The organism is Noviherbaspirillum autotrophicum, assembly GCF_000818395.1.
In the GTDB taxonomy this organism is placed as follows: Bacteria; Pseudomonadota; Gammaproteobacteria; order Burkholderiales; family Burkholderiaceae_D; genus Noviherbaspirillum; species Noviherbaspirillum autotrophicum.
This window is the reverse complement of the sequence record NZ_JWJG01000028.1, coordinates 4,019,446-4,043,544: the sequence shown is the minus strand read 5'-3', so window position 1 is coordinate 4,043,544 and position 24,099 is coordinate 4,019,446. Positions and strand designations below refer to the sequence as shown.

The following is a 24,099-nucleotide window of genomic DNA, read 5'->3' as shown; positions in this document are numbered from 1 at the left end:
GCCCGGCAGTTCAGGTAGTGAGCTGTTCCAGCGCGTCCTGCTGCTCCAGCCATTCTGTTTCGAGCTGTTCCAGTTCCTTGGCCAGGTAAGCCTGGTCGAGGATCAGCGCCTTCAGTTCGTCCTTGTTGGCGTCGTCATAGATGGCGGGATCGGCCAGCCGAGCATCGACTTCGGCCTTGCGTGTGTTGAGCTTCGCCATCTGTTCGTCAAGTCGCTTGATGCGTGCTTCGATCGGCTTCTTCAGCGCGGACAGGCGCTGGCGTTCCTCGGCTTCCTGGCGGCGTCGCTCCTGGCGGTCTTCGCGCGACTCCGACGTCGTTGCCGCGGAAGCCTTCTCGGATGGGTCCGAAGCGGCAGAAGGGGTATCCGTTTTGCCGAGCTTGGTCTTGAACAGCCAGTCACGGTAGTCGTCGAGGTCGCCGTCGAACGGCTGCAGCTTGCCATCGGCCACGATCATGAACTGGTCGGTGGTGGCGCGGAGCAGGTGGCGGTCGTGCGACACCAGCACCAGCGTTCCCTCGAACTGCGCCAGCGCCATGGTGAGCGCCTCGCGCGTTTCCAGGTCGAGGTGGTTGGTCGGTTCGTCCAGCAGCAGCAGGTTGGGGCGCTGCCAGACGATCAGCGCCAACGCCAGGCGCGCCTTTTCGCCGCCGGAGAACGGTGCGATCTTGCTGGTCACCATGTCGCCGCCAAAATTGAAGCCGCCGAGGAAATTGCGCAGCTCCTGTTCGCGCACGTTGGGCGCAATACGCATCAGGTGCCACAAGGGGGATTCGTCATGCCGCAGCATTTCGACCTGATGCTGCGCGAAATAGCCGATTACCAGCCCTTTGCCAAGCCGCGCGTCGCCGGTCAGCGGTTTCAGCTCGCCGGCGATAGTCTTGACCAGGGTGGATTTGCCGGCGCCGTTGACGCCGAGCAGGCCAATGCGCTGGCCGGTCTGCAGCGAGAAGGTGATGCCCGACACAATGGTCTTGTCGCCGGCTTCGGTGTGGTAGCCGGCGTTGACGTCTTCCATCACCAGCAAGGGGTTCGGCGCGCTGACCGGTTCCCGGAACTCGAACGAGAATTCGGCGGCTGCTTGCAACGGTGCGATTTCCTCCATCTTCGCCAACATCTTCATGCGGCTTTGCGCCTGGCGAGCCTTGGTCGCCTTGGCCTTGAAGCGGTCGATGAAGGATTGCAGGTGGGCGCGCTGCCTGGCCTGCTTTTCGTAGGAAGCCTGGGTCAGCGCGATCTGCGCCGCGCGCTGGCGTTCGAAGGCCGAGTAGTTGCCGGAATAGCGCTTGAGCTTGCGGTCGTCGATGTGGACGATCACATTGACCACGCCGTCAAGGAAATCGCGGTCGTGCGAAATGATAATCAGTGTGCCGGGATAACGTTTCAGCCAGTCCTCAAGCCAGATGATGGCATCGAGATCGAGGTGGTTGGTCGGTTCGTCCAGCAGCAGCAGGTCGGACGGGCACATCAGCGCCTGGGCGAGGTTGAGGCGCATGCGCCAGCCGCCGGAGAAACTGGCGACCGGCTGCTGCATCTGGTCTTGCGTGAAGCCCAGGCCGGTCAGCAGCTGTTCGGCGCGCGAGCGCACCGTGTAGGCATCCGCATCCGCCAACGCTGCGTGAAGCTCCGCGACGCGGGTGCCATGGGCTGCATGATCGGGCAGGGCTTCCAGCTGTGCCAGTTCCGCCTGTAAGCGGCGCAGACCGGCATCGCCGTCAATCGCATATTCCAGCGCCGGGCGGTCAAGCGCAGGCGTTTCCTGCGCCACATAAGCCATGCGCCATTTCGATGGAAAGTCGACGCTTCCTTGGTCGGCGTGCAGCTCGCCGCGCAGCAGGGCGAACAGGCTGGACTTGCCGGCGCCGTTGGCGCCGATCAGGCCGATTTTTTCGCCCGGGTTGAGCGTCACGTCGGCGTTGTCGAGCAGCGGCTTGATGCCGCGGATCAGGCTGACTTGCTGAAAACGTATCATTGCTATTTCAGCTGGTCAGCTGTCACTAGAAACACCATGTCGTCGCCGGCTGAGGTCGACAGCCAGGTGAGCTCCAGGTCGGAAAATGCCGCTTCCGCGAATTCCCGCTCATTGCCGATTTCCACAACCAGTACGCCATCCTCGGTCAGCCGCTCTCCTGCACCGGCCACGATCCTGCGTACCAGATCCATGCCGTCAGCACCGCCGGCCAGCGCAATCTGCGGCTCGTTTAGGTATTCCTGTGGCAGCTTGCTCATTGAACCGGAGTTGACGTACGGCGGATTGGTGACGATCAAATCGTATTTTTTTTTCGGGACGTTTGCGTACAGGTCCGATTCGATCAGGGTGATGCGGTCCTGCAGGTGATAGTCGTCCACGTTGCGCCGGGCTACCGCCAGGGCCTCGGGCGAGATGTCGACTGCATCCACATGCGCATTGGGGAAGGCGTCGGCCAGCATGACCGGCAGGCAGCCCGAGCCGGTGCACAATTCCAGGATGTTGGCGACGGCGTTGGGATCTTCCACCCAAGGCACGAACTGATCGGGAATCAGTTCGGCAATGAAGGAACGCGGCACGATTACGCGCTCGTCGACATAGAAGCGATAGTCTCCAAGCCACGCCTCGTTCGTGATGTAGGCAGCCGGCACGCGCTCGCTCGCGCGCCGCTCAAGCGCCTTGAGCACGGCGGCGACTTCTTCCGGCAGCAGGCGCGCATCGAGAAAGGGATCGAGCTTGTCGAGGGGGAGCCTGAGCGTGTGCAGGATCAGGTATGCGGCTTCATCGAATGCATTGCTGCTACCGTGGCCGAAGAACAGCTGGGCGCTGTTGAAGCGGGTAACCGCATAACGCAGCAGGTCGCGGATCGTGGAAAAATTTTCTGGTGTCATGGATTACGGTTGTGAGAAAGTCGCGATGAATTCCCTTCGTGCATGTGCAGGGAATTCGGGAGGTTAACGCAGCAGGTTTTCCAGGGTGCGCCGGTAGATGTTCTTGAGCGGATCGATGAAGCGCAGCTCGATATGCTCGTCGATCTTGTGGATGCTGCCGTTGGGCGGGCCGAATTCGATCACCTGCGGACAAATTTGGGCAATGAAGCGTCCGTCGGAAGTGCCGCCGGTAGTCGACAGATCGGCATCGATCCCGGTTTCCGACTTGATCGCCTGGGTCATCGCGTCGCACAGCACGCCGCGCGGCGTGAGGAATGGACGGCCGCCGACGGTCCACTTGATGTCGTAGTCGAAGTCGTACTTGTTCAGAATGGCGTGTACCCGCTGCTGCAGGCCCTCGACTGTGCTTGCCGTGGAAAAGCGGAAATTGAAGTCGACCACGACTTCGCCCGGAATGACATTGGTCGCGCCGGTGCCGCCGTGGATGTTCGACATCTGCCAGGACGTCGGCGAATAGTATTCATTCCCTTCGTCCCAATGCTCCGCCGCCAGCTCCGCCAGCGCGGGCGCGGCAAGATGGATCGGATTCTTCGCCATGTGCGGATAGGCGATATGCCCCTGCACGCCCTTGATGGTCAACCGTCCGGACATCGAGCCGCGGCGGCCGTTCTTGATTACGTCTCCCAGCTGGTCGGTCGACGTGGGTTCGCCGACGATGCAGTAATCGAGCTGCTCGCCGCGCTCCTTTAGCATGTCGCACACCACCACGGTGCCGTCGACGGCGGGGCCTTCCTCGTCGCTTGTGATCAGAAAGCCGATCGAGCCCTTGTGGTCCGGATGCGCCGCGACGAACTCTTCGACAGCCACAACCATCGCGGCAATCGACGTCTTCATGTCTGCCGCGCCGCGGCCGTACAGCTTGCCGTCGCGCTGGGTCGGCAAGAACGGATCCGAGTGCCACTGATCGAGCGGGCCGGTCGGCACGACATCGGTATGCCCGGCGAAGACGACCAGCGGCTGCGCAGTGCCCCTGCGTGCCCAGAGGTTGGTCACACTGCCGGACTCGACGGTCTCGCATTCAAATCCGAGGGGGGACAATAGTTCGATCATGCGGCGCTGACAGCCCTTGTCGTCCGGCGTCACGGAGGAAAGGGCGATCAGTTCTTCGGTGAGGGCAAGCGTTTTACTCATGGCTTATTTGTTGAAAATCTGTTGGTAGGCATCGTCGGAAAATCCGACATGCGTGCTGCCTCCAAGCACGAGCACGGGGCGCTTGATCACCGACGGCGATTCCAGCATCAGGTCGGCGGCGCTATCGGCATCGGCCACCGCCGCCTTGCGTTCGTCGCTCAATGCGCGCCACGTCGTTCCCTTGCGGTTGACCAGCACTTCCCATGAAACGTCCGACAGCCATGTATCGATCTGCGCGCGGCTGAGCCCGGCCTTCTTGAAGTCGTGGAAGGTGTAGGCAATGCCGTTGCGGTCGAGCCAGGTTCTTGCCTTTTTGACGGTGTCGCAGTTCGGGATGCCGTAGAGGAGTGCGGTCATGCTGTCAGACGTTCAGGGTGAATTCGGTGAAGGTCGGGCCTTCGTCTTTCTTTTCTTCGGGTTCCGGTTGCGCCTGTTTGCCCTGCGCATTGTTGATCAGCCAGTACAGGTTGCTCGCCGAGTCGGCGTTGGCGAGGGCTTCTTCCTGCGTGACGACATCGTCCTGGATCAGTTGCATCAGCGCCTGTTCGAAAGTCTGCGATCCGGGCGCCATGCTCTTCTCGATCGCTTCCTTGATCTGAGAGATATCGCCTTGCTCGATCAGTTCGGCCACATGGCGCGTATTCAGCAGCACTTCAATCGCTGCGCGTCGGGCGCCATCCTTCGTTTGCACCAGGCGCTGCGAAATCACCGCCTTGATGGTCGCGGCGAGATCGGGCAGGAGCGAGGTACGGGTTTCGATCGGATAGAAATTGATGATGCGATTGAGCGCCTGGTAGCTGTTGTTCGCATGCAGCGTGGCGACGACGAGGTGGCCGGACTGCGCATAGGCCAGCGCGGCACTCATGGTTTCCTTGTCGCGGATCTCGCCAATCAGGATGCAGTCCGGCGCCTGACGCAGCGCATTTTTCAGCGCGATCTGCAGGCTTTCCGCATCGGTCCCGATTTCGCGCTGGTTCACGATCGATTTTTTGTTGGTGAACAGGAATTCGATCGGATCTTCCAGCGTCAGGATGTGACCGGTCTTGCTCGCATTGCGATGGTCGAGCATGGCCGCGATCGTGGTCGATTTGCCGGAACCCGTCGCGCCCACGACCAGAACCAGGCCGCGCTTTTCCATGATGACCTCGGCCAGTACTGGCGGCAGGTTGAGGTCGGCCAGGCGCGGAATATCACCGGGAATGTAGCGAAATACGGCAGATACGGAACCGCGCTGGCGGAATGCCGACAAGCGGAAGCTGCCAACCCCCGGAACCGGGATGCCCATGTTGAGCTCGTTGTGCGTTTCCAGTATCTGCAGCTGTGATTCGGAAGCGACTTCAGACAGCAGGTTTTTGATGGTTGCGTTGTCCATCTTCTGCTGGTTGACGGGGAGCAGATGGCCGTTGATCTTGATGTGGACCGGCGAGTTCACGGCCATGAACAGATCCGATGCCTTTTTATCCTTCATCAGCTGGAACAGACGGTCCATTGCCATGATGCTCTCCTACGTAAAAGCGTCCTTCTCAGGAAGGCGGGGCGACGGTGGGGTTTCTTGACTCATCGCTTCACGCCCCGCGGGGGCGTGAAGTGGGGCAGGGCCCATAACGCGAACAGCTTACGCTTCGCGCAGCAGTTCGTTGATGCCGGTCTTGGCGCGCGTCTTGGCATCGACGCGCTTGACGATTACCGCACAGTACAGACTGTACTTGCCGTCGGCGGAAGGCAGGCTGCCCGACACGACGACCGAGCCGGCCGGAATACGGCCATAGCTGACTTCGCCGGTGGCGCGATCGTAGATTTTTGTCGACTGGCCGATATATACGCCCATCGAGATCACCGAGTTCTCTTCGACGATCACGCCTTCCACGATTTCGGAACGGGCACCGATGAAGCAGTTGTCTTCGATGATGGTCGGATTGGCCTGCATCGGTTCCAGCACGCCGCCGATACCGACGCCGCCGGACAGGTGCACGTTCTTGCCGATCTGCGCGCAGGAGCCGACGGTGGCCCAGGTGTCGACCATTGTGCCTTCGTCGACGTAGGCGCCGATGTTCACGTAGGACGGCATCAGCACCACGTTCTTGGCGATGAAGCTGCCGCGCCGGGCCACTGCCGGCGGCACCACGCGAAAGCCGCCCTTGGCGAAGTCTTCGGCAGTGTAGCTGGCGAACTTGGTCGGCACCTTGTCGTAGAACTGCATGCTGCCGCCGGCCGGCATCGGCGCGTTGTCTTCCAGGCGGAACGACAGCAGCACGGCCTTCTTGACCCATTGGTTGACGGTCCAGTTGCCGCCATCTTTTTGCGCCACGCGCAGCGTGCCGGCATCGAGCTGGGCCAGCACGTGTGCTACCGCATCACGCACTTCTGCCGGGGCGGACTTGGGCGAAAAATTGGCACGGTCTTCCCATGCCTGGTCAATAATTTGTTGGAGTTGTTGAGTCATCTGAATGCTCTGAAGTTGGTGGATTACGATAATTTCTTGGCGAATTCGACGATGCGGCCGGCGGCTTCCAGGCATTCTTCCACTTCAGCCACCAATGCCATGCGGATACGGTTCTGGCCGGGGTTGATGCCATGCGCTTCGCGCGCAAGATAGCTTCCCGGCAATACGGTCACATTATATTCGGCATAGAGGCGCTTCGCGAATTCCGTGTCTGAAATGGCAACGCGCTTGTCGACCTTCGCCCACAGGTAAAAACCGGCGTCGGGCAGCTGCACGTCAAGCGCTTCCTGCAGCATCGGCGTGATCTGTTTGAATTTGGCGATGTATTTGGCGCGGTTTTCCTCGACGTGCTGCTCGTCGTTCCACGCTGCCACGGACGCGGCCTGGATCGGCGGGCTCATCGCGCCACCATGATAGGTGCGGTACAGCAGGAATTTCTTCATGACTTCCGCGTCGCCAGCGACGAAGCCGGAGCGCATGCCCGGCACGTTGGAGCGCTTGGACAGGCTGGAGAAAGCGATCAGGCGCGGATAGCCGGTTCTGCCCAACTTGTGTGCCGCTTCCAGTCCGCCCAGCGGAGCGTCTTCCTTGAAGTAAATCTCGGAATAGCATTCGTCGGCGGCGATCACAAAGCCGTAGCGATCGGACAATTCAAACAATTCCTTCCAGTTTTCGAGCGTCAGCACGGCGCCGGTCGGATTGCCTGGGGAGCAAAGATAAAGCAACTGCACGCGTGGCCACACGTCGGCAGGCACGCTCTTATAGTCCGGTGCAAAGTTGAGGCCCGGATCGGAATTGACGAAATATGGCTGGGCGCCGGCCAGGTAGGCGGCGCCTTCATAGATCTGATAGAACGGATTCGGGCACATCACGAGTGCGTCACCCCGGCTCGGATCAATTACAGCTTGTGCCAGCGCAAACAAGGCTTCGCGGGAACCGTTAACGGGCAGGATTTGCGTCGCGGGGTTAAATGGAGGTAAACCGTAGCGCCGCTCCAGCCAGCCGGCAACCGCGGCGCGCAACGCATCGGAGCCGGCCGTTGCCGGATAGTTGGCTAGTCCGCCCAAATTGTCCGCTATCGCTTTTTGAATAAATGGCGGCGTCGGATGCTTGGGTTCGCCGATGCCGAGACTGATCGGGGAATAGGCGGAATTTGGCGTGATACCGGAAAACAAAAGCCGCAGCTTTTCGAAAGGATAGGGTTGAAGCTTGTCGAGGAGCGGATTCACTTGGACGGACGCGGAGGGAGTGGATCGGAATGCAAAAACGCTAAAGGCGGCATTATACCGTTCATGCCATCTGCCCGTGATTACTGAGCTGAAAGTAATGAACCGTAGACTTGAAATGTTATGATAAGGCCCTTTCGCGCGGCGAAGGCCGTTGCATGCTTACTTTAGTGTAGAACAGTCGATAACGTGCGTCTAAATTCCATCAAATTATCGGGATTCAAGTCTTTTGTGGATCCTACTAATTTCCAGGTCCCGGGCCAGCTGGTGGGTGTGGTGGGGCCGAATGGCTGCGGCAAATCCAACATCATGGACGCGGTGCGCTGGGTGTTGGGGGAGTCGAAGGCGTCCGAGTTGCGCGGCGAATCGATGCAGGACGTGATCTTCAATGGTTCCACCGCCCGCAAGCCGGCCGGGCGCGCCTCGGTCGAGCTGGTGTTCGACAATAGCGACGGCCGCGCCGCCGGCCAATGGAGCCAGTATGCGGAAATCGCGGTCAAGCGCGTACTGACGCGCGACGGCACATCAAGTTACTACATCAACAACCAGGCGGTTCGCCGCCGGGATATCCAGGACATCTTTCTCGGCACCGGCCTGGGGCCGCGCGCTTATGCGATCATCGGTCAAGGCATGATTTCGCGCATCATCGAAGCGCGCCCGGAAGACCTGCGGATTTTCCTGGAAGAAGCTGCCGGCGTGTCCAAGTACAAGGAGCGTCGCCGCGAAACTGAAAACCGGCTGCACGATACGCGCGAAAACCTGACCCGGGTCGAAGACATCCTGCGCGAACTGAATACCAATTTCGAAAAGCTGGAAGTGCAGGCGGCGGTCGCACAGAAATTCCACGAACTGCAGGCCGACCAAGACGAAAAACAAAAGCTGTTGTGGCTATTGCGCAAGAACGAAGCGAAGGCCGAGCAGGAGAAATTTTTCCGCGATATCGAAAAGGCGCAACTCGATCTGGAAGAGCAAACTGCGAAGCTGCGCCATGTCGAAACTGAACTCGAGCACATGCGTCAGGCGCACTATGCAGCCGGTGACCGCATGCACCAGGCGCAAGGTCACCTGTACCAGACCAATTCCGAGATTGGCAGCCTCGAGGCGCAGATCAAGTTCGTGATCGAGTCGCGCAACCGGCTGCAGGCCCAGCTCAATTCGCTTACGGCGCAACGCGACCAGTGGCAGCGCCAGGGGCAGCAATTTCAGGACGAGCTGGCCGACGCCGAGATGCGCCTCGAAGAGCATGCCATGCGCGTCGAGCAGGCGCAGCAGGCCGCCCAGAATCAGAACGACAACCTGCCGGCACTCGAACAGGCATGGCGCGAGGCGCAGCTGAAGGCAACCGAGTCGCGCGGCAAGATCATGCAGGTCCAGCAACAGATCGAGTTGGAATCTGCGCACCAGCGCAATGCATCCGGCATCCTCGCTAATCTGGCATCGCGCCGCGAGCGCCTGTCGCAGGAAAAGAATGGCATGGCGATGCCGGATACCGCGCATTTAACCAACCTGAAAATGCAGCTCGAAGAAAAGCAGGCTGCATTGGAAGAGGCGCGTGAACAGCTGGAGGCCGCGCAGGAGATGCAGCCGAAGCTGGAAGAGGAGCGTCGCGCCGCTCAGGCCCAGCTGAATACTGAAACTGCAAATAATGCGCAGCTTGATGCGCGCCTGACTGCATTGAAGCAGCTGCAGGAAAATGTGCAAACCCAGGGCAAGGTGCAGCCCTGGCTCAAGAAGCATGAACTCAGCGAGCTGCCCCGCCTGTGGCAGAAGCTGCATATCGACCAGGGCTGGGAAACTGCACTGGAATCCGTTCTGCGGGAACGCACATCTGCACTGGAGGTGTCCAATCTCGACTGGGCCAAGGCATTCTTCAACGATACGCCGCCGGCCAAGCTTGCGCTGTTTACGCCAAACGCTATGGGTGGCGCGGTTTACGCCGATGGGCCATCCGGGTTGAAGCCGTTCCTGAATCTGTTGCACCTGAATGAACCCGGCCTGCGTGTGCTGCTGCAAGACTGGTTGCACAACGTGTTCGTCGCCGACGACGTCAACTCGGCATTTGTTGATCGCGCCAAGCTGCCGCCGGGCGGTTGTTTCGTCACGCGCCAAGGGCATTTGATCGAGAAATCAAGTGTGCGCTTCTACGCTTCGGACTCGGAGCAGGATGGCATGCTGGCGCGCCAACAGGAAATCGAAAATATTACTAAGCAATTGCGCGCGCAGCAGATGCTGGCTGACGAAGCAAAGTCCCGCGCCATGCGCACGGAAGCGGCATTGTCGCAGGCAATGCAGCGCCTGCAGGAGCTGCGCCAGCGTGTTACCGGCTTGACGCAGACCGCGCACAGCTTGCAGCTGGAAGTGATGAAACTCTCCGAAGTGCAGGAGCGCTTCAACCAGCGCAGCACACAGATTGAGACAGATCTTGCGGAGATTGCTGCGCAGGAGGCGGAGCAGCAACAAGTCAAGGCGGAATCCGAGGCTAAGTTCGAACAGCTCGACATCGAGCTGGCAGAGTTGCAGGAAAGGCATGAAAATGGCCAGACCGACTATCTGACGAAGGAGCAGCAGCTCAATGACGCGCGTCAGCGCCTGCGCGAACTGGAACGTGGCGCCCAAGAAGCCGAATTCGCCGAAAAATCCCATCGCAACAAGATCGAGGAATTGAAGCGCAGTATTGCCACCGCGTCCGAGCAATCGACACAATTGTTTGCAAGCATGCAGCAGGGACATCTGGAACTGGAAAGTCTGGATGATCAGGCAGCGCAGGCCGGTCTGCAGACCCTCCTGGAAAAGCGCTCCGAACAGGAGCGTGCATTGGCGGACGCCCGCCATGAACTCGACCAGTTAACCCAAAAGCTGCGCCACACGGAAGAAGCGCGCATGCAAGCCGAACGCAGCTTGCAGCCGCAGCGCGACCGGATCATGGAGTTGCAGCTGAAGGAACAAGCAGCGCGCCTGAATCAGGAACAATATGCGCAGCAACTCCTCGAGGTGCAGGCGGACGAAGCGGCTCTTGCGGAGAAGTTGAATAGCGATATGAAACCGTCTTATCTGCAGGGCGAGGTGACGCGCCTGACCAACGCCATTGCGGCCTTAGGCGCCGTCAATCTCGCCGCGCTGGAAGAATTGGCGCAGGCCCGCGAACGCAAAAATTTCCTCGATGCGCAGCATGCCGATCTGACCGAGGCGATCTGCACGTTGGAAGATGCGATCAACAGAATCGACAAGGAAACACGCGAATTGCTGCAGGATACCTTTGACAAGGTCAACAAACATTTTGGCGAATTGTTCCCGGTACTGTTTGGCGGCGGCAATGCAAAGCTGATCATGACTGGCGAAGAAATTCTTGATTCGGGGGTGCAGGTAATGGCACAGCCGCCCGGAAAGAAAAACGCAACGATTCACCTGCTGTCAGGCGGAGAAAAAGCATTGACTGCGACGGCGCTGGTGTTCTCGATGTTTCAGCTTAATCCCGCACCATTTTGCCTGCTGGACGAGGTGGACGCTCCGCTCGACGATGCAAACACTGAACGTTTCTGCAACATGGTCAAGCGCATGTCGTCGCAAACTCAATTCCTGTTCATTTCACACAACAAGATTGCTATGGAAATGGCACAACAGTTGATTGGAGTGACGATGCAGGAGCAGGGCGTTTCGCGCATTGTCGCGGTGGATATGGAAGCGGCAGCGAATTTTGCAACCGAAGCTCAGGTTGCGTGACGAGAGGTTGAATGAGGATAAGGGAAGGCGCCACAATCAGGGACGCCTTTCTTTAAGTGAAACGATGTTCAGAGACGGGCAGAGCGGGCAAGTGCGGCACGCTTTTGATAATACGCAACGTTCATTTGCGCTTCGCGCGCACGTTGCTGTTCGACGTCGGCACAAATCAGGTAATGCTGTTCCGCGCGTTGCAGCCACCAATGATGAATCGTACGCAGGATCGGCGAAAGTGACAGCATGGCAAGTTCCTGCAATTTGAATTCTTTCGTATTGGAAATGTCCAAATTGGGTTTGCTAGTATGAATGTTTGTGCTGGATAAGTTATTCATGGGTGCTGTATCGCGATTTCTTTTCGATCGGTTTGCGTTGGTTTCTGTGGGGTTGTCGCGCCGGGTAGCGTCGCGATTCAGTGTTGCGCCTGCTCCATAATCGAAATTCATGCGGTCTCCATACGAAAGAATGTTTCACAGACGTTTCGTTTTCTGCACTCCAGCGGCGCCTCTGGATTTGTTGTTATTTTATTAGCGGCATGATTGTGGTTGTATTGATAACGGTCAACGGCCCGATTTCCCTGATTCCGACATGATCAAGTCCGTCGGAATTACTTTCTTTTTTGGAATACGCATCGAAATATTTGTTGTCCATTGACCAAGACTGTTCAACTTGCTAACTTTATGCTCGCCGTTACTCGAACTCTCGCCTTTTGCGGGATGGCATTCGTCGAAAACGAATACCTGGCAGAATTTATTGGATTGATGTAAATGATTTTTGTATCAGCTGCGCTGCAATGCACGTGCTCTCCCTCAACCTGCGCGACGCGCGCTTCAATTCATTACGCTAAGGTGCAAGCGGCATGACCGACCTCCAGGTAAGCCTGATGGCAATTGGCGGCACTATCGTGGCCGCCGTGATTACTTATAACAAGTGGCAGGAATACAAGGCGAAGAAAAGCGTGCAGCGAGCCTTTTCTTCAGACCATGACGATGTGTTGATGAATTCCGACGCGCTTTCGGAGCCGGGGATTGGCCGGCATGAGCCGACGCTGGAGGCCGAAGTCGACGTACCCGACATCGTAGTGGACGACGAGCCGGTGGCCCCGACCGAGAGTGCCGAACCGCAAGCAAAGCGGGTTTTTCAGCGCGAATTGCCGGTGGACGACTTAATCGATTGTGTGATTCCGATATCGCTTGACGTGCCCGTGCGCGGCGAAAAGCTTTTGCCGAAGCTGCAGGCGCTGCGTCATGTCGGTAGCAAGCCAGTTCATTTCATCGGTCTGCGCGACGACGGCGACTGGGAGCCGATTGCGCACGGTGGCGCTTATTCTGGATTGCGCGCCGGCGTGCAGCTGGCGAATCGCAGCAGCGCCTTGAATGAAATCGAATACTCGGAACTGATCATGCGTCTGCGTCAGATCGCCGATGAATTGGACGCCGACCCCGATGTGCCGGACATGGCGGAGGTGATGGAAAAGGCACGCTCGCTGCATCAGTTCGTCACTGAATATGATGCGCAACTGAGCGTCAATGTCCATTCCAACGGTGCGGCATGGGCGATCAATACGTTGTTGGGCGCGCTGGAGCGCCAAGGTTTTGATCTTCGCCCTGACGGCCGGTTGGTGATGCCAGACGGGGAGGGCGGAATCCTGTTTTCACTATCCACCAATGTCACGCTGGCCGAGGAAATCACGTCGCGTCTGACCTTGCTGCTCGATGTGCCGCGCGTCGCGCCGGCGCGTGACGGCTTCGGCGCGATGATCGCATGCGCTCGCATGCTTGCGGCTCGGCTTGACGGCACCGTTGTCGATGACGGCAACCAGGCGCTGTCGGAAGCAACACTGGCCGAAATCGGCGAGCAGGTCAGTGCGTTCTACAGGCAGATGGATGCAGCAACTATCCCGGCCGGTTCGACCAGGGCCCTGCGCTTGTTCAGTTAAACGATGCAACCGGATTTATTTAAAATGCCTCCGGATGCCTCCCCTGCAAGTCCGGAAGAAAGCCATTGGCAGGAGCGCGCCGCATGGCTCAAGGCCGAGTTGGATCGGCATAGCCACGCCTATTACGTTCTCGACAAGCCGTCCATCCCGGACGCGGAATACGACAAGATGTTCCGCGAACTGGTGGCTCTGGAGCAGGCGCATCCCGACCTGATTACCTCCGATTCGCCAACCCAGCGGGTTGGTGGCAAACCGCTGCCCCAGTTCGAGCAGGTGCGCCATTCGGTGCCGATGCTGTCCCTGAACAATGCGTTTAGCGAAGACGACGCCACCGCATTTGACCGCCGCGTTCGGGAGGGGCTTGAACTTGCGGATGAAGTGGAGTATTCCGCCGAGCTGAAATTCGACGGACTGGCAATCAACCTGCGCTACGAGAATGGCGTCCTGGCCCAAGCCGCAACCCGGGGCGACGGCGCCACCGGAGAGAATGTCACGCCCAACATCCGTACCGTGCGCGCCATTCCGCTACGCCTGCATACCGATCATCCGCCGGCGATACTTAATGTGCGCGGCGAAGTGCTGATGTACAAGGCCGACTTCGCCAATCTCAACGAACGCCAGCGCGCTGCAGGCCTGAAAGAATTTGTCAATCCGCGCAATGCCGCAGCGGGCAGCCTGCGCCAGCTTGACGCGCGTATTACCGCGCAGCGCACGCTGCGATTTTTCGCTTACGGTATCGGATTGCTGGAAGGCGCACAGATGCCGCCTTCGCATGCCGCGTTGCTCGACTGGTACGCCAGCCTGGGGCTGCCTGTCTGTCGGGAGCGTGCCGTGGTGAAGGGCGCGCAAGGGCTGCTCGATTTTTTCCATGGCATCGCCGCAAAGCGCCAGCACCTGCCGTATGACATCGACGGCGTGGTGTACAAGGTGAATCGGCTGGAGCATCAGCTGAAACTAGGTTACGTTTCGCGCGCCCCGCGATTTGCAATCGCGCATAAATTCCCGGCTGAAGAAGCGATGACGGTAGTGCAGGATATTGGCGTTCAAGTCGGACGTACCGGGGCGATTACGCCGGTGGCGCGGCTCGCTCCGGTATTTGTCGGTGGCGTGACTGTGACCAATGCCACCCTGCACAACGAGGATGAAGTCCGCCGCAAGGATATCCGGATTGGCGATACCGCAATCGTTCGCCGCGCCGGTGACGTCATTCCCGAGGTGGTTGCCTATGTCCCCGAACTGCGCGCGGCCGACGCGCGCGAATTCAGGATGCCGGCGCAATGTCCGGTCTGCGGCTCGCCCATTGTCCGGCTGGAAGAGGAAGCCATTGCGCGCTGTTCCGGCGGTTGGATCAAATGTGCCGCGCAGCGCAAAGGTGGATTGCTGCACTTCGTGTCGCGGCGTGCGATGGATATCGAAGGATTCGGCGAGCAACTGATCGATCAATTGGTCGACAAGCATGTCGTCACCACTGCTGCCGATCTGTACAGGCTCGGCCTGAGCGCGCTGGTCGAACTTGATCGCATGGCCGACAAGTCGGCACAAAACGTGCTCAATGCGTTGGAAAAATCCAAATCGACCACGCTGGCACGCTTCATTTACGCATTGGGCATTCGTCATGTCGGCGAGGCTACGGCGAAGGAGTTGGCGAATCACTTCGGTAACCTGGATGCCCTGTTGAATGCGTCGGAAGAGCAGTTGCTCGAAGTCGCCGACATTGGCCCGGTAGTGGCGCGTTCGATCACCACGTTCCTGTCCGAAGCGATGAATCGGGAATTGATCGAGCAGCTGCGCGCCGCCGGCATCCATTGGGCGGAACACGAGCGCCCGGCTGATTTACCCAAGCCACTACAGGGCAAAACATTCGTTCTGACCGGTACCTTGCCGACGCTGACCCGGGATGAAGCGGCCGGGAAAATCGAGGCTGCTGGCGGAAAGGTGGCAGGTTCGGTCTCAAAGAAGACCAGCTACGTGGTGGCAGGCGAGGAGGCGGGCAGCAAGCTGGCCAAGGCGCAGGAGCTGGGCGTCACGATTATCGACGAAGCAGGCTTGCTTCATTTACTGGAATAATAATGATGAAAAAAATCAGAAAGGCAGTTTTTCCGGTTGCCGGCCTGGGAAGCCGGTTTTTGCCCGCCACTAAGGCACAACCAAAGGAAATGCTCCCCATCGTAGACAAGCCATTGATCCAGTATGCAGTGGAAGAAGCGGTCGCGGCAGGCATTACGGATCTGGTGTTTATCACCGGCCGCAACAAGCGTGCAATCGAGGACCATTTCGATACTGCTTACGAGCTGGAGGCGGAACTGGAAGCCGCCGGCAAGACAGCGCTGCTCGAAGTGGTGCGCAATGCAGTCCCGAAAAACGTCAACTGCATCTATATTCGACAGTCTGCCCCGCTCGGCTTGGGGCATGCGGTTCTGTGCGCACGCCCGGTGATTGGGGATGAGCCGTTCGCCGTGCTGCTGGCCGATGATTTCATGGACGTCGACGCGGGACAGGCGCCGGTGCTGGCCCAGATGACCGACCTGTATAGCCGCGAGGGCGCGAGTCTGCTGGCCGTCCACGAGGTGCCGCGCGCCGAGACGAGACAGTATGGCATCGTCAGCGTCACGCCCTACAAGAGCGGGCTGGAGAAGGTCAACAGCATTGTCGAAAAACCGGCGCCGGAAGTTGCGCCGTCGACGCTGGCGGTGGTCGGACGGTATGTCCTCGACAACCGGATTTTCGCGTGTCTCGACGGCCTCGGAAAGGGCGCGGGTGGCGAGATCCAGCTTACCGACGGCATTGCCGCCTTGATGAAAACCGATCCGGTGCTGGCGTATCGATATGTCGGACACCGCTACGACTGCGGCTCCAAGCTTGGCTACCTGCAGGCGACGGTGGCGATGGGATTAAAGCATCCCGAAATGGGCGCGGCATTCTCTAATTTTCTTCAGCAGTTCAAATGAGTATCAGGGAAATCCTCAAGATGGGCGATGCGCGCCTGTTGCTGCAGGCCGAACCAGTCACGCAATTTGGAACGCCGGAACTGGACGCCTTGATCGAGGATATGTTCGATACCATGCACGCCGCCTCTGGTGCCGGGCTTGCCGCGCCCCAGATCGGCGTGAACCTGCAGCTTGTCATTTTCGGCTTAGGGCAAAACCAGCGCTATCCGGATGCGCCTCCTGTGCCGGAAACGGTCTTGATCAATCCAGTGCTAACTCCGCTGTCGGATGAGATCGAGGATGGATGGGAAGGTTGTCTTTCCGTTCCCGGCTTGCGCGGGATGGTGCCGCGCTGGACCAAGCTGCATTACAAGGGCGTCGATCGGTACGGCCATCCGATCAGGCGCGACGTGGACGGGTTTCATGCACGCGTTGTCCAGCACGAGTGCGACCATCTTGCCGGGATTCTTTACCCGATGAAAATCAAGGATTTTTCGCGCTTTGGCTTTACCGACGTGTTGTTTCCGGGGCTTGACGCAAGCGATGACTGACCGGGCTTAATCCCGCCACAGTCGCCAGGAGTGCTCAGAATTTTTCGTCGCTTCCCAGGTAGCGCCATTGACCAGGCGGCAGATTGCCGAGCGTGACTCGGCCGATACGTACGCGTTTTAATCCGAGCACTTTCAGCCCCACTGCTTCGCACATGCGGCGGATCTGGCGCTTTTTTCCTTCACGCAGAATAAAGCTCAATTGATCGTCATTTTGCCAGCGTACTTTGGCGGGCAACAGCTTCTTGCCGTCGAGTGAAAGGCCGTGATTCAGCAGCTTGAGGTCGGCTTCCGGCAGTCGTCCCGGCTTCGTGTACTGCACACGCACCAGGTATTCCTTCTCGATCGCGGTGTCTTCGCCGATCAGCTGCTTTGCGATGCGGCCGTCCTGGGTCAGCACCAGCAATCCAACCGAATCGATATCGAGCCTGCCTGCCGGAACCAGGCTGCGCAACTGGCTGGGGTGGAACTGCTGCGAGGCCTTGTCTTCCTTCCACCGGCTTTCTGCATTGACCAGGGTGACCGCCGGCTTGTAGCCGTCTTCAGCCTGGCCGCTGACATAGCCCATTGGTTTGTTAAGCAGGACTGTTACCCGGCGTGCTTGCTGGGCGCTGGCCTGACGTTCCACGCTGATGCGCTGGTGCGGAAGGACCTTGCTTCCGAGTTCGGAAACAATGGCGCCGTCTACGCGCACCCAGCCGCGCGCGATCCATTCATCGGCTTCGCGGCGCGAGCACAGGCCAAGTTCAGACATGCGTTTGGATAAGCGAACGGGTTCAGTCATTGGAGTATCGTATGGATAAGGCGAGCAGGTATTTATACGCGAAGCGCTTCCAGCAGCTCGGTTTCGAGCTGGATCTGGCTTCGTGCATTGTTTAAAACCGGACCATCCACCAGGAACACGTCTTCCACGCGCTCGCCCAGCGTCATGATCTTCGCGGTATGCAGATTCACTTTGTATTTCGCCAGCACATTGGCGATCGAATACAGCAGGCCGTTGCGGTCGTTGGCGGAAACGGAGAGCAGGTAATACTGGCCGCGTTCGTCCGGGCGCAAGTCAACTGTCGGCGTGATCGGGAAGGTGCGCGATAGGCGAGACAGACGTCCCTTGCTTGGCGGTGGTAGCGGTGCCTGCGACTCGAGCAGCTGCGTCAATTCATGCTCGATCAGGTTGATGATGTCGCGATAATTGTTCGCGAAGGCCGGTTCTGTCACCAGGAACGTGTCCAGCGCATAGCCGTTCCTGGTCGTATGGATCTTCGCGTCAAGGATGCTGAAATTCTTTTTGTCGAAGTAACTGCAGATACGCGCAAACAGGTCGGGCTGGTCCTTGATGTAGACCGCGACTTGCACACCTTCGCCGATCGGTGCGAGGCGGCATTTCACGACCGCACGCTCGCTGTCGGTCTTGTGATAGAGGCAGCGCGTCTGCCATGCGATGTCCGTGGCATCGTGACGCAGGAAGTAGGCGACATCCAGTTGCTGCCACAGGCGCTGGTGTGCATCCGGCGGCAGTCCGTACAGCCGCAAGGTCTTGAGCGCTGCTTCCTGGCGATTTTTGAGCTCGTGGTCGGACGGATCCTCTCCGCCCAATACCCGCAGCGTGACCCGGTATAGGTCTTCCAGTAGCTTGCCTTTCCATGCGTTCCAAACCTTGGGGCTGGTGCCGCGGATATCTGCCACCGTCAGCAGGTACAGTGCGGTCAGGTGTCGCTCGTCTTTCACCAGGTTGGCGAAAGTGCGGATCACATCCGGATCGGACAGGTCCTGCTTTTGCGCGACTTGCGACATCGACAGGTGATGTTCGACCAGGAAGACCACGAGATCTGTGTCTTCCTTCGACAAGTCATGGTCCTTGCAAAAACGACGCGCATCGACCATGCCGAGCTGAGAATGGTCGCCGCCACGGCCCTTGGCAATGTCGTGGAAAAGAGCCGCAATGTAGAGTAGCCAGGGCTGGGCGAAATTGGCCATCAGCTGACTGCAAAATGGGTACTCATGCGCGTGCTCGGGCATGGTGAAGCGGCGCACGTTGCGCACCACCATCAAAATATGCTGGTCGACCGTATAGACGTGAAACAGGTCGTGCTGCATCTGGCCAATGATGCGACGGAAGTTCGGAAGATACCGCCCGAGCACGCTGGTCTGGTTCATGCCACGCAGCGCATGCGTGATTCCCTGCGGCGCCTGCAGAATTTGCAGGAACAGTGCACGGTTGGCGGGATCTTTTCGAAACTTGCTGTCGATCTTGAAGCGGGCGTGCCACAGGGCGCGCAAGGTGCGCGCCGTCATGCCTTTGAGCTCCGAATGCTGCGCAATGAGCAGGAACACTTCCAGCATTGCCGATGGCGTCGTTTCGAACGTGTCGTCGTGCGCGATGTCGATCAGGCCGTTGATTTCGTTGAAGCGTTCGTTGATCGGCTGCGGTGAGCCGTGCTGCGGGAATAACTGCGCCTCGATGTTCTGCAGCAGAATGGTATTAAGCTGGGTAACAGCCTTCGCGGCCCAGTAATAGTGCTGCATCAGGTATTCGCTGGCGCGCCTGGTTTCGGTGGTCTTGAATCCGAAACTTTCCGCAATCGGCGTCTGGACGTTGAATACCAGGCGATCCTCGCGCCGCCCGGCATGGATGTGCAGCCGGATGCGGATATCCTTGAACGCGCGTTCCTTTTGCATCAGCTGGCGCGCCTCGGTCGATGTGATCAGACCGCGCTCGGCCAGCCTTCGCCACGAATCGCCCAGTCCGGCAGCCTTCGCGACCCACAGGATGACTTGCAAGTCCCTCAGTCCGCCAGGGCTCTCCTTGCAATTCGGTTCCAGGCTGTACGGGGTATCTTCGTATTTAGCATGCCGCTGGCGCATTTCCAGCGTCTTGGCCTCGAAAAAAGCACGCGGATTGATTGCAGCGTTGTACCGGTCGCGCAGGAATTGGAACAGCTTGCGGTTGCCGGTCACGAGCCGTGCCTCCAGCAGTGCCGTCTGAACGGTGATATCGGCGGCGGATTCGGTCAGGCATTCTTCAATGGTTCGGATGCTGTGTCCGATTTCCAGCCCAATATCCCAGAACAGCTGGACCAGTTCCTCCAATTTTCCTTGCAGGGAGGTGTCCGGAGCGGAATCGAGCAGGATCAGCACATCCACATCGGAACCGGGAAACAGTTCGCCGCGACCATAGCCGCCGACCGCGACCAGGGCCGCGCTGGACGGAAGGGCAAATGTCTGCCAAGCCCGGATCAAGGCAGCGTCCACATTCTGGCGCAGCTTGGCGAGGAGTCTTTCCGGCTTTCCGTCAGCTTGGAAGGCGGCGATGGCCGCTTGGCGCTCGGCCTTTAATTGCTCCTTGAGCGTCAGCGCAAGAGACGCCATCTTCAGGCTGCTGCAGTCTGGATGGTGGATGGTTTGATGAATGCGGGCGGAGACGGCATGCCGGGGGATACGGTCAAGACTTCGTAGCCGGTTTCCGTCACCAGCACGGTATGTTCCCATTGTGCGGACAGGCTGCGGTCCTTGGTCTTGATGGTCCAGCCGTCGCCCATTTCGCGGATCTCGCGGCGGCCGGCGTTGATCATCGGCTCCACCGTAAAAATCATGCCGGGAAGCAGTTTTTCCAGCGTGCCGGGACGCCCGTAATGCAGCACTTGCGGCTCCTCATGGAACACTTTGCCAATGCCATGGCCGCAAAATTCGCGCACTACGCTGTAACCCGCCTTTTCCGCATGCTGCTGGATCGCGTAGCCGATGTCGCCTAAATGTGCGCCTGGCTTGATCTTGGATATGCCAATCCACATGCACTCAAAGGTGATATCCGCCAGGCGCCGGGCGAGAATGGACGGCTCGCCGACGAAGAACATGCGGCTGGTGTCGCCGTGATAGCCATCCTTGATCACCGTAATGTCGATGTTGATCACGTCACCGCTTTTTAGCGCCTTGTCGCCAGGGATGCCGTGGCAGACGACGTCGTTGACCGAAGTGCAGATCGCTTTTGGATACGGTGTGTAGCCCGGCGGACAGTAGTTCAGCGGAGCCGGGATGGTTCCCTGCACGTTGGTCATGTATTCATGGCAAAGACGGTCAAGTTCGCCGGTCGTTACGCCAGGCTTGATATATGGCTCGATAAAATCGAGCACCTCCGCGGCCAGTTTCCCTGCAACCCGCATGCCTTTGATGTCGTCTTCGTTTTTGATGGTGATTGAAGCCATGGCAATCCAGAGTGCGCCCAAAAGCGCAGTAAATATGAGTCAATCCAAAATTATAGTCGACGCGCCGCAAGTCCGCTGAAGCAAAACCGGTTCCAGTCTTGAATCTTTTCCGGAATTTGGGGTAGAATCTCGGGTTAGCTTGAAATGGATTCAAGTGAAACTTTGATCATGAAATCGCGAATCCGCTTGCAAAGGGTGCCCGGGGAATTCCTCGGGTGACTGAGCGGATTCAAGACCTAACCCTGGAGAAATTATGTCCGTTACTATGCGCGAAATGCTGGAAGCCGGTATCCACTTCGGCCACCAAACCCGCTTCTGGAATCCCAAGATGGCCCCGTACATCTTCGGTCATCGCAACAAGATTCATATCGTCAACCTGGAAAAGACCCTGGCTATGTACCAGGAGGCGATGAAGTATATCCGTCAACTGGCTGCCAATCGCGGCACCATTCTGCTCGTTGGTACCAAGCGCCAGGCGCGTGAAATCGTCGCTGCTGAAGCGCAGCGCGCTGGCATGCCTTATGTCGATCAGCGCTGGCTGGGTGGTATGCTGACCAACTTCAAAACCATCAAGACCTCGATCAAGCGTCTGAAGGACATGGAAGCTGCCATCGAAGACGGTTCCGTCGAGAAGATGAGCAAGAAAGAAGCGCTGATGTTCCAGCGCGAGATGGAGAAGCTGCAGAAGTCCATCGGCGGCATCAAGGACATGGGCGGTATTCCGGACGCGATTTTCGTGATCGACGTCGGCTACCATAAGGGCGCAATCACCGAAGCCGCCAAGTTGGGCATCCCGGTTATCGGCGTGGTCGATACCAATCACTCCCCGGAAGGCGTGACCTACGTTATCCCTGGTAACGATGACTCGTCCAAGGCAATCACTCTGTATGCACGCGGCGTGGCCGATGCCATTCTGGAAGGTCGTGCGAACGCAACGACCGAAGTACTGGAAGCAGTCAAGGGCGGCGCAGACGAATTCGTTGAGGTCAACGAGCAGGCTTAATGCCCTGTGCCCCGATGTCGGGCTTTGAAGAAGGGGCAACGGCTGTTCGCCCCTTTTTTTTAGCCGGCTTGAACGTATTTTGATTGAATGCGTCCGATGAGACGCCCACTGAATTTAGGAGAAAAACATGGCGGCAATTACCGCAGCAATGGTCGGCGAACTGCGTGCGAAAACCGACGCGCCGATGATGGAATGCAAGAAAGCATTGACTGAAGCTGAGGGCGATATGGCGCGTGCTGAAGAGATTCTGCGCGTCAAACTGGGTAGCAAGGCATCCAAGGCCGCTTCCCGCATCACCGCCGAAGGCGTGGTCGCAGCTTACATTGCCGGTGGCGTGGGCGCCATTGTTGAAGTTAACTGCGAAACCGACTTCGTAACGAAGAACGACGAATTCATCGCGCTTGCGAATACGACGGCAAAGCTAGCCGCTGAAAAAAATCCGGCCGACGTGGCCGCGTTGTCCGCATTGCCGGTAGACGGCAAAACGCTGGACGAGGTGCGCGCCGCACTGGTTGGCAAGATTGGTGAAAATATGTCGATCCGCCGTTTCAAGCGTTATGAGAGCGGCTCCAAGCTGGTTTCTTACCTGCATGGCACTCGCATCGGCGTGCTCGTCGAATACGATGGCGCTGATGAGCAAGTGGGCAAGGATGTCGCAATGCACATTGCAGCGATGAAACCAGTGGCATTGTCGGCAAACGAAGTTCCGGCAGAATTGATCGAGAAAGAGCGTTCGATCGCGGCGCAAAAGGCTTCCGAATCCGGCAAGCCAGCTGATATCGTTGCCAAGATGGTCGAAGGCTCGGTGCAGAAATATCTGAAGGAAGTGTCGCTGCTGAACCAGCCGTTCGTAAAGAACGACAAGCAGACGGTCGAGCAGATGCTCAAGGCGACCAATACGACAGTGAAGTCGTTCACGATGTTCGTCGTCGGCGAAGGCATCGAGAAGAAGCAGGATGACTTTGCCGCGGAAGTGGCAGCACAGGTTGCTGCTGCCAAGCAGGCATAAAAAGAAAGCGGGCCGAAAGGCCCGTTTTTCTAGGCGACTCGTTTTCGCCGATGTAGGTTGTAACGAAAAACGAAGATGTGTTCATTGGCATGAAGATGTAAGCGCGGCGGTGACGATTCAGTGCTTGGATGCCGGAGTCGGGGAATCATTGCCAAGAGACACTGTCTTACGTTTTATTAATATTTAAGTGCACCAGTAACGCCGGATTTCATCTAATCTTTAGCCATATGCAGGCTAGTGGCAGATGAAGGGTGGCAGCAACTGATTACCCTTTTGGAATCGCCCTTTATTAGGAGTCTAGCCCATGACAAAACCAGCTTATAAACGCGTTCTGCTTAAACTCTCTGGTGAGGCGTTGATGGGCGATGACGCATACGGCATTAATCGATCCACCATTGAGCGGATGGTTGCGGACGTGGCCGAGGTGGCAAAGCTGGGAGTGGAACTGGCGATCGTAATCGGCGGCGGCAATATTTTTCGCGGCGTTGCGCCCGGCGCTCAAGGCATGGATCGGGCAACGGCCGACTATATGGGAATGCTGGCAACCGTGATGAATTCATTGGCCCTCGCAGATGCGATGCGCCAAGCTGGCCTCACGTCGCGAGTGATGTCTGCAATTGCTATTGAGCAAGTAGTCGAGCCCTATGTTCGCCCCAAGGCGCTCCAGTACCTTGAAGAGGGGAAGATCGTCATTTTTGCCGCCGGTACCGGCAATCCATTCTTTACCACGGATACCGCAGCTGCCTTGCGCGGGTCAGAGATTGGAGCGGAAATCGTACTCAAGGCGACCAAAGTGGATGGCGTGTACAGCGCCGATCCGAACAAGGACCGCAATGCGACGCGCTATGCGACCATCAGTTTCGATGAGGCGATCGCCAAGCATTTGCAGGTCATGGACGCGACTGCGTTTGCGCTATGCCGCGACCAGAAGTTGCCGATCAAGGTGTTTTCCATTGTCAAACCGGGCGCGCTGAAGAATGTCATCATGGGCGATGACGAAGGCACTCTGGTTCACGTATAACTTATTGGAATTGTGGAGAG

19 protein-coding genes are annotated in these 24,099 nt (G+C 58.3%); 8 read left to right on the top strand and 11 right to left on the bottom strand.

Annotated features, from left to right (window positions below):
• Positions 1–10: 10 nt before the first annotated feature.
• The 7 genes from TSA66_RS20040 to dapC form a co-directional block, all read right to left on the bottom strand.
• Positions 11–1,972, bottom strand: coding sequence for an ATP-binding cassette domain-containing protein (locus TSA66_RS20040; protein ID WP_040041278.1), 1,962 nt, complete (start codon positions 1,970–1,972; stop codon positions 11–13).
• A 2-nt stretch (positions 1,973–1,974) separates the two neighbouring features.
• Positions 1,975–2,859, bottom strand: coding sequence for a 50S ribosomal protein L3 N(5)-glutamine methyltransferase (gene prmB, locus TSA66_RS20035; RefSeq protein WP_040041277.1), 885 nt, complete (start codon positions 2,857–2,859; stop codon positions 1,975–1,977).
• Positions 2,860–2,922: 63 nt separating this feature from the next.
• Positions 2,923–4,050, bottom strand: a complete 1,128-nt coding sequence (dapE, locus tag TSA66_RS20030) for a succinyl-diaminopimelate desuccinylase (RefSeq protein ID WP_040041276.1) — start codon at positions 4,048–4,050, stop codon at positions 2,923–2,925.
• Positions 4,051–4,053: 3 nt separating this feature from the next.
• Positions 4,054–4,407: an ArsC family reductase gene (locus TSA66_RS20025; protein WP_040041275.1), complete on the bottom strand. Its 354-nt coding sequence runs from the start codon at positions 4,405–4,407 to the stop codon at positions 4,054–4,056.
• 4 nt (positions 4,408–4,411) lie between these two features.
• Positions 4,412–5,545, bottom strand: coding sequence for a PilT/PilU family type 4a pilus ATPase (locus TSA66_RS20020; protein ID WP_040041274.1), 1,134 nt, complete (start codon positions 5,543–5,545; stop codon positions 4,412–4,414).
• 120 nt (positions 5,546–5,665) lie between these two features.
• A complete protein-coding gene (gene dapD, locus TSA66_RS20015) occupies positions 5,666–6,493 on the bottom strand; it encodes a 2,3,4,5-tetrahydropyridine-2,6-dicarboxylate N-succinyltransferase (RefSeq protein ID WP_040041273.1) in 828 nt (275 codons plus the stop codon).
• A 23-nt stretch (positions 6,494–6,516) separates the two neighbouring features.
• The gene (gene dapC / locus TSA66_RS20010) at positions 6,517–7,722 is read right to left on the bottom strand and encodes a succinyldiaminopimelate transaminase (RefSeq protein WP_040041272.1); all 1,206 of its coding nucleotides are present in this window, start codon (positions 7,720–7,722) and stop codon (positions 6,517–6,519) included.
• A 186-nt stretch (positions 7,723–7,908) separates the two neighbouring features.
• On the opposite strand from dapC, the gene smc reads away from it, so the two are divergent.
• Positions 7,909–11,439, top strand: a complete 3,531-nt coding sequence (gene smc / locus TSA66_RS20005) for a chromosome segregation protein SMC (RefSeq protein ID WP_084199765.1) — start codon at positions 7,909–7,911, stop codon at positions 11,437–11,439.
• Positions 11,440–11,507: 68 nt separating this feature from the next.
• Here smc and TSA66_RS27120 read toward each other — a convergent pair whose 3' ends face one another.
• Positions 11,508–11,879, bottom strand: a complete 372-nt coding sequence (locus TSA66_RS27120; protein ID WP_157691735.1) for a hypothetical protein — start codon at positions 11,877–11,879, stop codon at positions 11,508–11,510.
• A 413-nt stretch (positions 11,880–12,292) separates the two neighbouring features.
• On the opposite strand from TSA66_RS27120, the gene TSA66_RS26590 reads away from it, so the two are divergent.
• Genes TSA66_RS26590 through def form a run of 4 tightly spaced genes read left to right on the top strand, consistent with a single transcriptional unit; the run spans position 12,293 to position 16,850 of the window.
• Positions 12,293–13,372, top strand: a complete 1,080-nt coding sequence (locus TSA66_RS26590) for a cell division protein ZipA C-terminal FtsZ-binding domain-containing protein (protein ID WP_040041270.1) — start codon at positions 12,293–12,295, stop codon at positions 13,370–13,372.
• A 3-nt stretch (positions 13,373–13,375) separates the two neighbouring features.
• The gene (ligA, locus tag TSA66_RS19990; RefSeq protein WP_040041269.1) at positions 13,376–15,439 is read left to right on the top strand and encodes an NAD-dependent DNA ligase LigA; all 2,064 of its coding nucleotides are present in this window, start codon (positions 13,376–13,378) and stop codon (positions 15,437–15,439) included.
• A 5-nt stretch (positions 15,440–15,444) separates the two neighbouring features.
• A complete protein-coding gene (galU, locus tag TSA66_RS19985) occupies positions 15,445–16,320 on the top strand; it encodes a UTP--glucose-1-phosphate uridylyltransferase GalU (protein WP_084200043.1) in 876 nt (291 codons plus the stop codon).
• Positions 16,317–16,850: a peptide deformylase gene (gene def, locus TSA66_RS19980; protein WP_040041267.1), complete on the top strand. Its 534-nt coding sequence runs from the start codon at positions 16,317–16,319 to the stop codon at positions 16,848–16,850. Before galU ends, def begins: the two co-directional genes overlap by 4 nt.
• Positions 16,851–16,884: 34 nt before the next feature.
• On the opposite strand, the gene TSA66_RS19975 is transcribed toward def, so the two are convergent.
• The 3 genes from TSA66_RS19975 to map are packed head-to-tail and all read right to left on the bottom strand — an operon-like array spanning position 16,885 to position 21,046.
• Positions 16,885–17,631 carry a pseudouridine synthase gene (locus TSA66_RS19975; protein WP_040041266.1) on the bottom strand — a complete coding sequence of 249 codons (747 nt, stop codon included), beginning with the start codon at positions 17,629–17,631 and terminating at the stop codon, positions 16,885–16,887.
• Between the two features lie 32 nt (positions 17,632–17,663).
• A complete protein-coding gene (locus TSA66_RS19970; protein WP_040041265.1) occupies positions 17,664–20,213 on the bottom strand; it encodes a [protein-PII] uridylyltransferase in 2,550 nt (849 codons plus the stop codon).
• A 2-nt stretch (positions 20,214–20,215) separates the two neighbouring features.
• Complete coding sequence (gene map / locus TSA66_RS19965) at positions 20,216–21,046, bottom strand: type I methionyl aminopeptidase (protein WP_040041264.1); 831 nt, start codon at positions 21,044–21,046, stop codon at positions 20,216–20,218.
• Positions 21,047–21,299: 253 nt separating this feature from the next.
• Between map and rpsB the strand changes: the two genes are divergently transcribed.
• From rpsB to pyrH, 3 genes are all read left to right on the top strand, one after another.
• Positions 21,300–22,049 (top strand): 30S ribosomal protein S2, encoded by a 750-nt coding sequence (rpsB, locus tag TSA66_RS19960; RefSeq protein WP_040041263.1) that lies wholly within the window; start codon positions 21,300–21,302, stop codon positions 22,047–22,049.
• A 127-nt stretch (positions 22,050–22,176) separates the two neighbouring features.
• Complete coding sequence (gene tsf, locus TSA66_RS19955) at positions 22,177–23,058, top strand: translation elongation factor Ts (protein ID WP_040041262.1); 882 nt, start codon at positions 22,177–22,179, stop codon at positions 23,056–23,058.
• A 304-nt stretch (positions 23,059–23,362) separates the two neighbouring features.
• A complete protein-coding gene (pyrH, locus tag TSA66_RS19950; RefSeq protein ID WP_040041261.1) occupies positions 23,363–24,079 on the top strand; it encodes a UMP kinase in 717 nt (238 codons plus the stop codon).
• The last annotated feature ends 20 nt before the right edge of the window (positions 24,080–24,099 follow it).

Excerpts from the sequence above, each read along its gene's own strand:
- prmB (WP_040041277.1), bottom strand. The coding sequence starts at position 2,859 with ATGACACCAGAAAATTTTTCCACGATCCGCGACCTGCTGCGTTATGCG.
- def (WP_040041267.1), top strand. The coding sequence starts at position 16,317 with ATGAGTATCAGGGAAATCCTCAAGATGGGCGATGCGCGCCTGTTGCTG.
- TSA66_RS20040 (WP_040041278.1), bottom strand. The coding sequence starts at position 1,972 with ATGATACGTTTTCAGCAAGTCAGCCTGATCCGCGGCATCAAGCCGCTG.
- map (WP_040041264.1), bottom strand. The coding sequence starts at position 21,046 with ATGGCTTCAATCACCATCAAAAACGAAGACGACATCAAAGGCATGCGG.
- rpsB (WP_040041263.1), top strand. The coding sequence starts at position 21,300 with ATGTCCGTTACTATGCGCGAAATGCTGGAAGCCGGTATCCACTTCGGC.
- pyrH (WP_040041261.1), top strand. The coding sequence starts at position 23,363 with ATGACAAAACCAGCTTATAAACGCGTTCTGCTTAAACTCTCTGGTGAG.
- dapD (WP_040041273.1), bottom strand. The coding sequence starts at position 6,493 with ATGACTCAACAACTCCAACAAATTATTGACCAGGCATGGGAAGACCGT.
- ligA (WP_040041269.1), top strand. The coding sequence starts at position 13,376 with ATGCAACCGGATTTATTTAAAATGCCTCCGGATGCCTCCCCTGCAAGT.
- galU (WP_084200043.1), top strand. The coding sequence starts at position 15,445 with ATGAAAAAAATCAGAAAGGCAGTTTTTCCGGTTGCCGGCCTGGGAAGC.
- TSA66_RS27120 (WP_157691735.1), bottom strand. The coding sequence starts at position 11,879 with ATGAATTTCGATTATGGAGCAGGCGCAACACTGAATCGCGACGCTACC.
- dapE (WP_040041276.1), bottom strand. The coding sequence starts at position 4,050 with ATGAGTAAAACGCTTGCCCTCACCGAAGAACTGATCGCCCTTTCCTCC.
- TSA66_RS19975 (WP_040041266.1), bottom strand. The coding sequence starts at position 17,631 with ATGACTGAACCCGTTCGCTTATCCAAACGCATGTCTGAACTTGGCCTG.
- TSA66_RS20025 (WP_040041275.1), bottom strand. The coding sequence starts at position 4,407 with ATGACCGCACTCCTCTACGGCATCCCGAACTGCGACACCGTCAAAAAG.
- TSA66_RS19970 (WP_040041265.1), bottom strand. The coding sequence starts at position 20,213 with ATGGCGTCTCTTGCGCTGACGCTCAAGGAGCAATTAAAGGCCGAGCGC.
- tsf (WP_040041262.1), top strand. The coding sequence starts at position 22,177 with ATGGCGGCAATTACCGCAGCAATGGTCGGCGAACTGCGTGCGAAAACC.
- TSA66_RS20020 (WP_040041274.1), bottom strand. The coding sequence starts at position 5,545 with ATGGCAATGGACCGTCTGTTCCAGCTGATGAAGGATAAAAAGGCATCG.
- TSA66_RS26590 (WP_040041270.1), top strand. The coding sequence starts at position 12,293 with ATGACCGACCTCCAGGTAAGCCTGATGGCAATTGGCGGCACTATCGTG.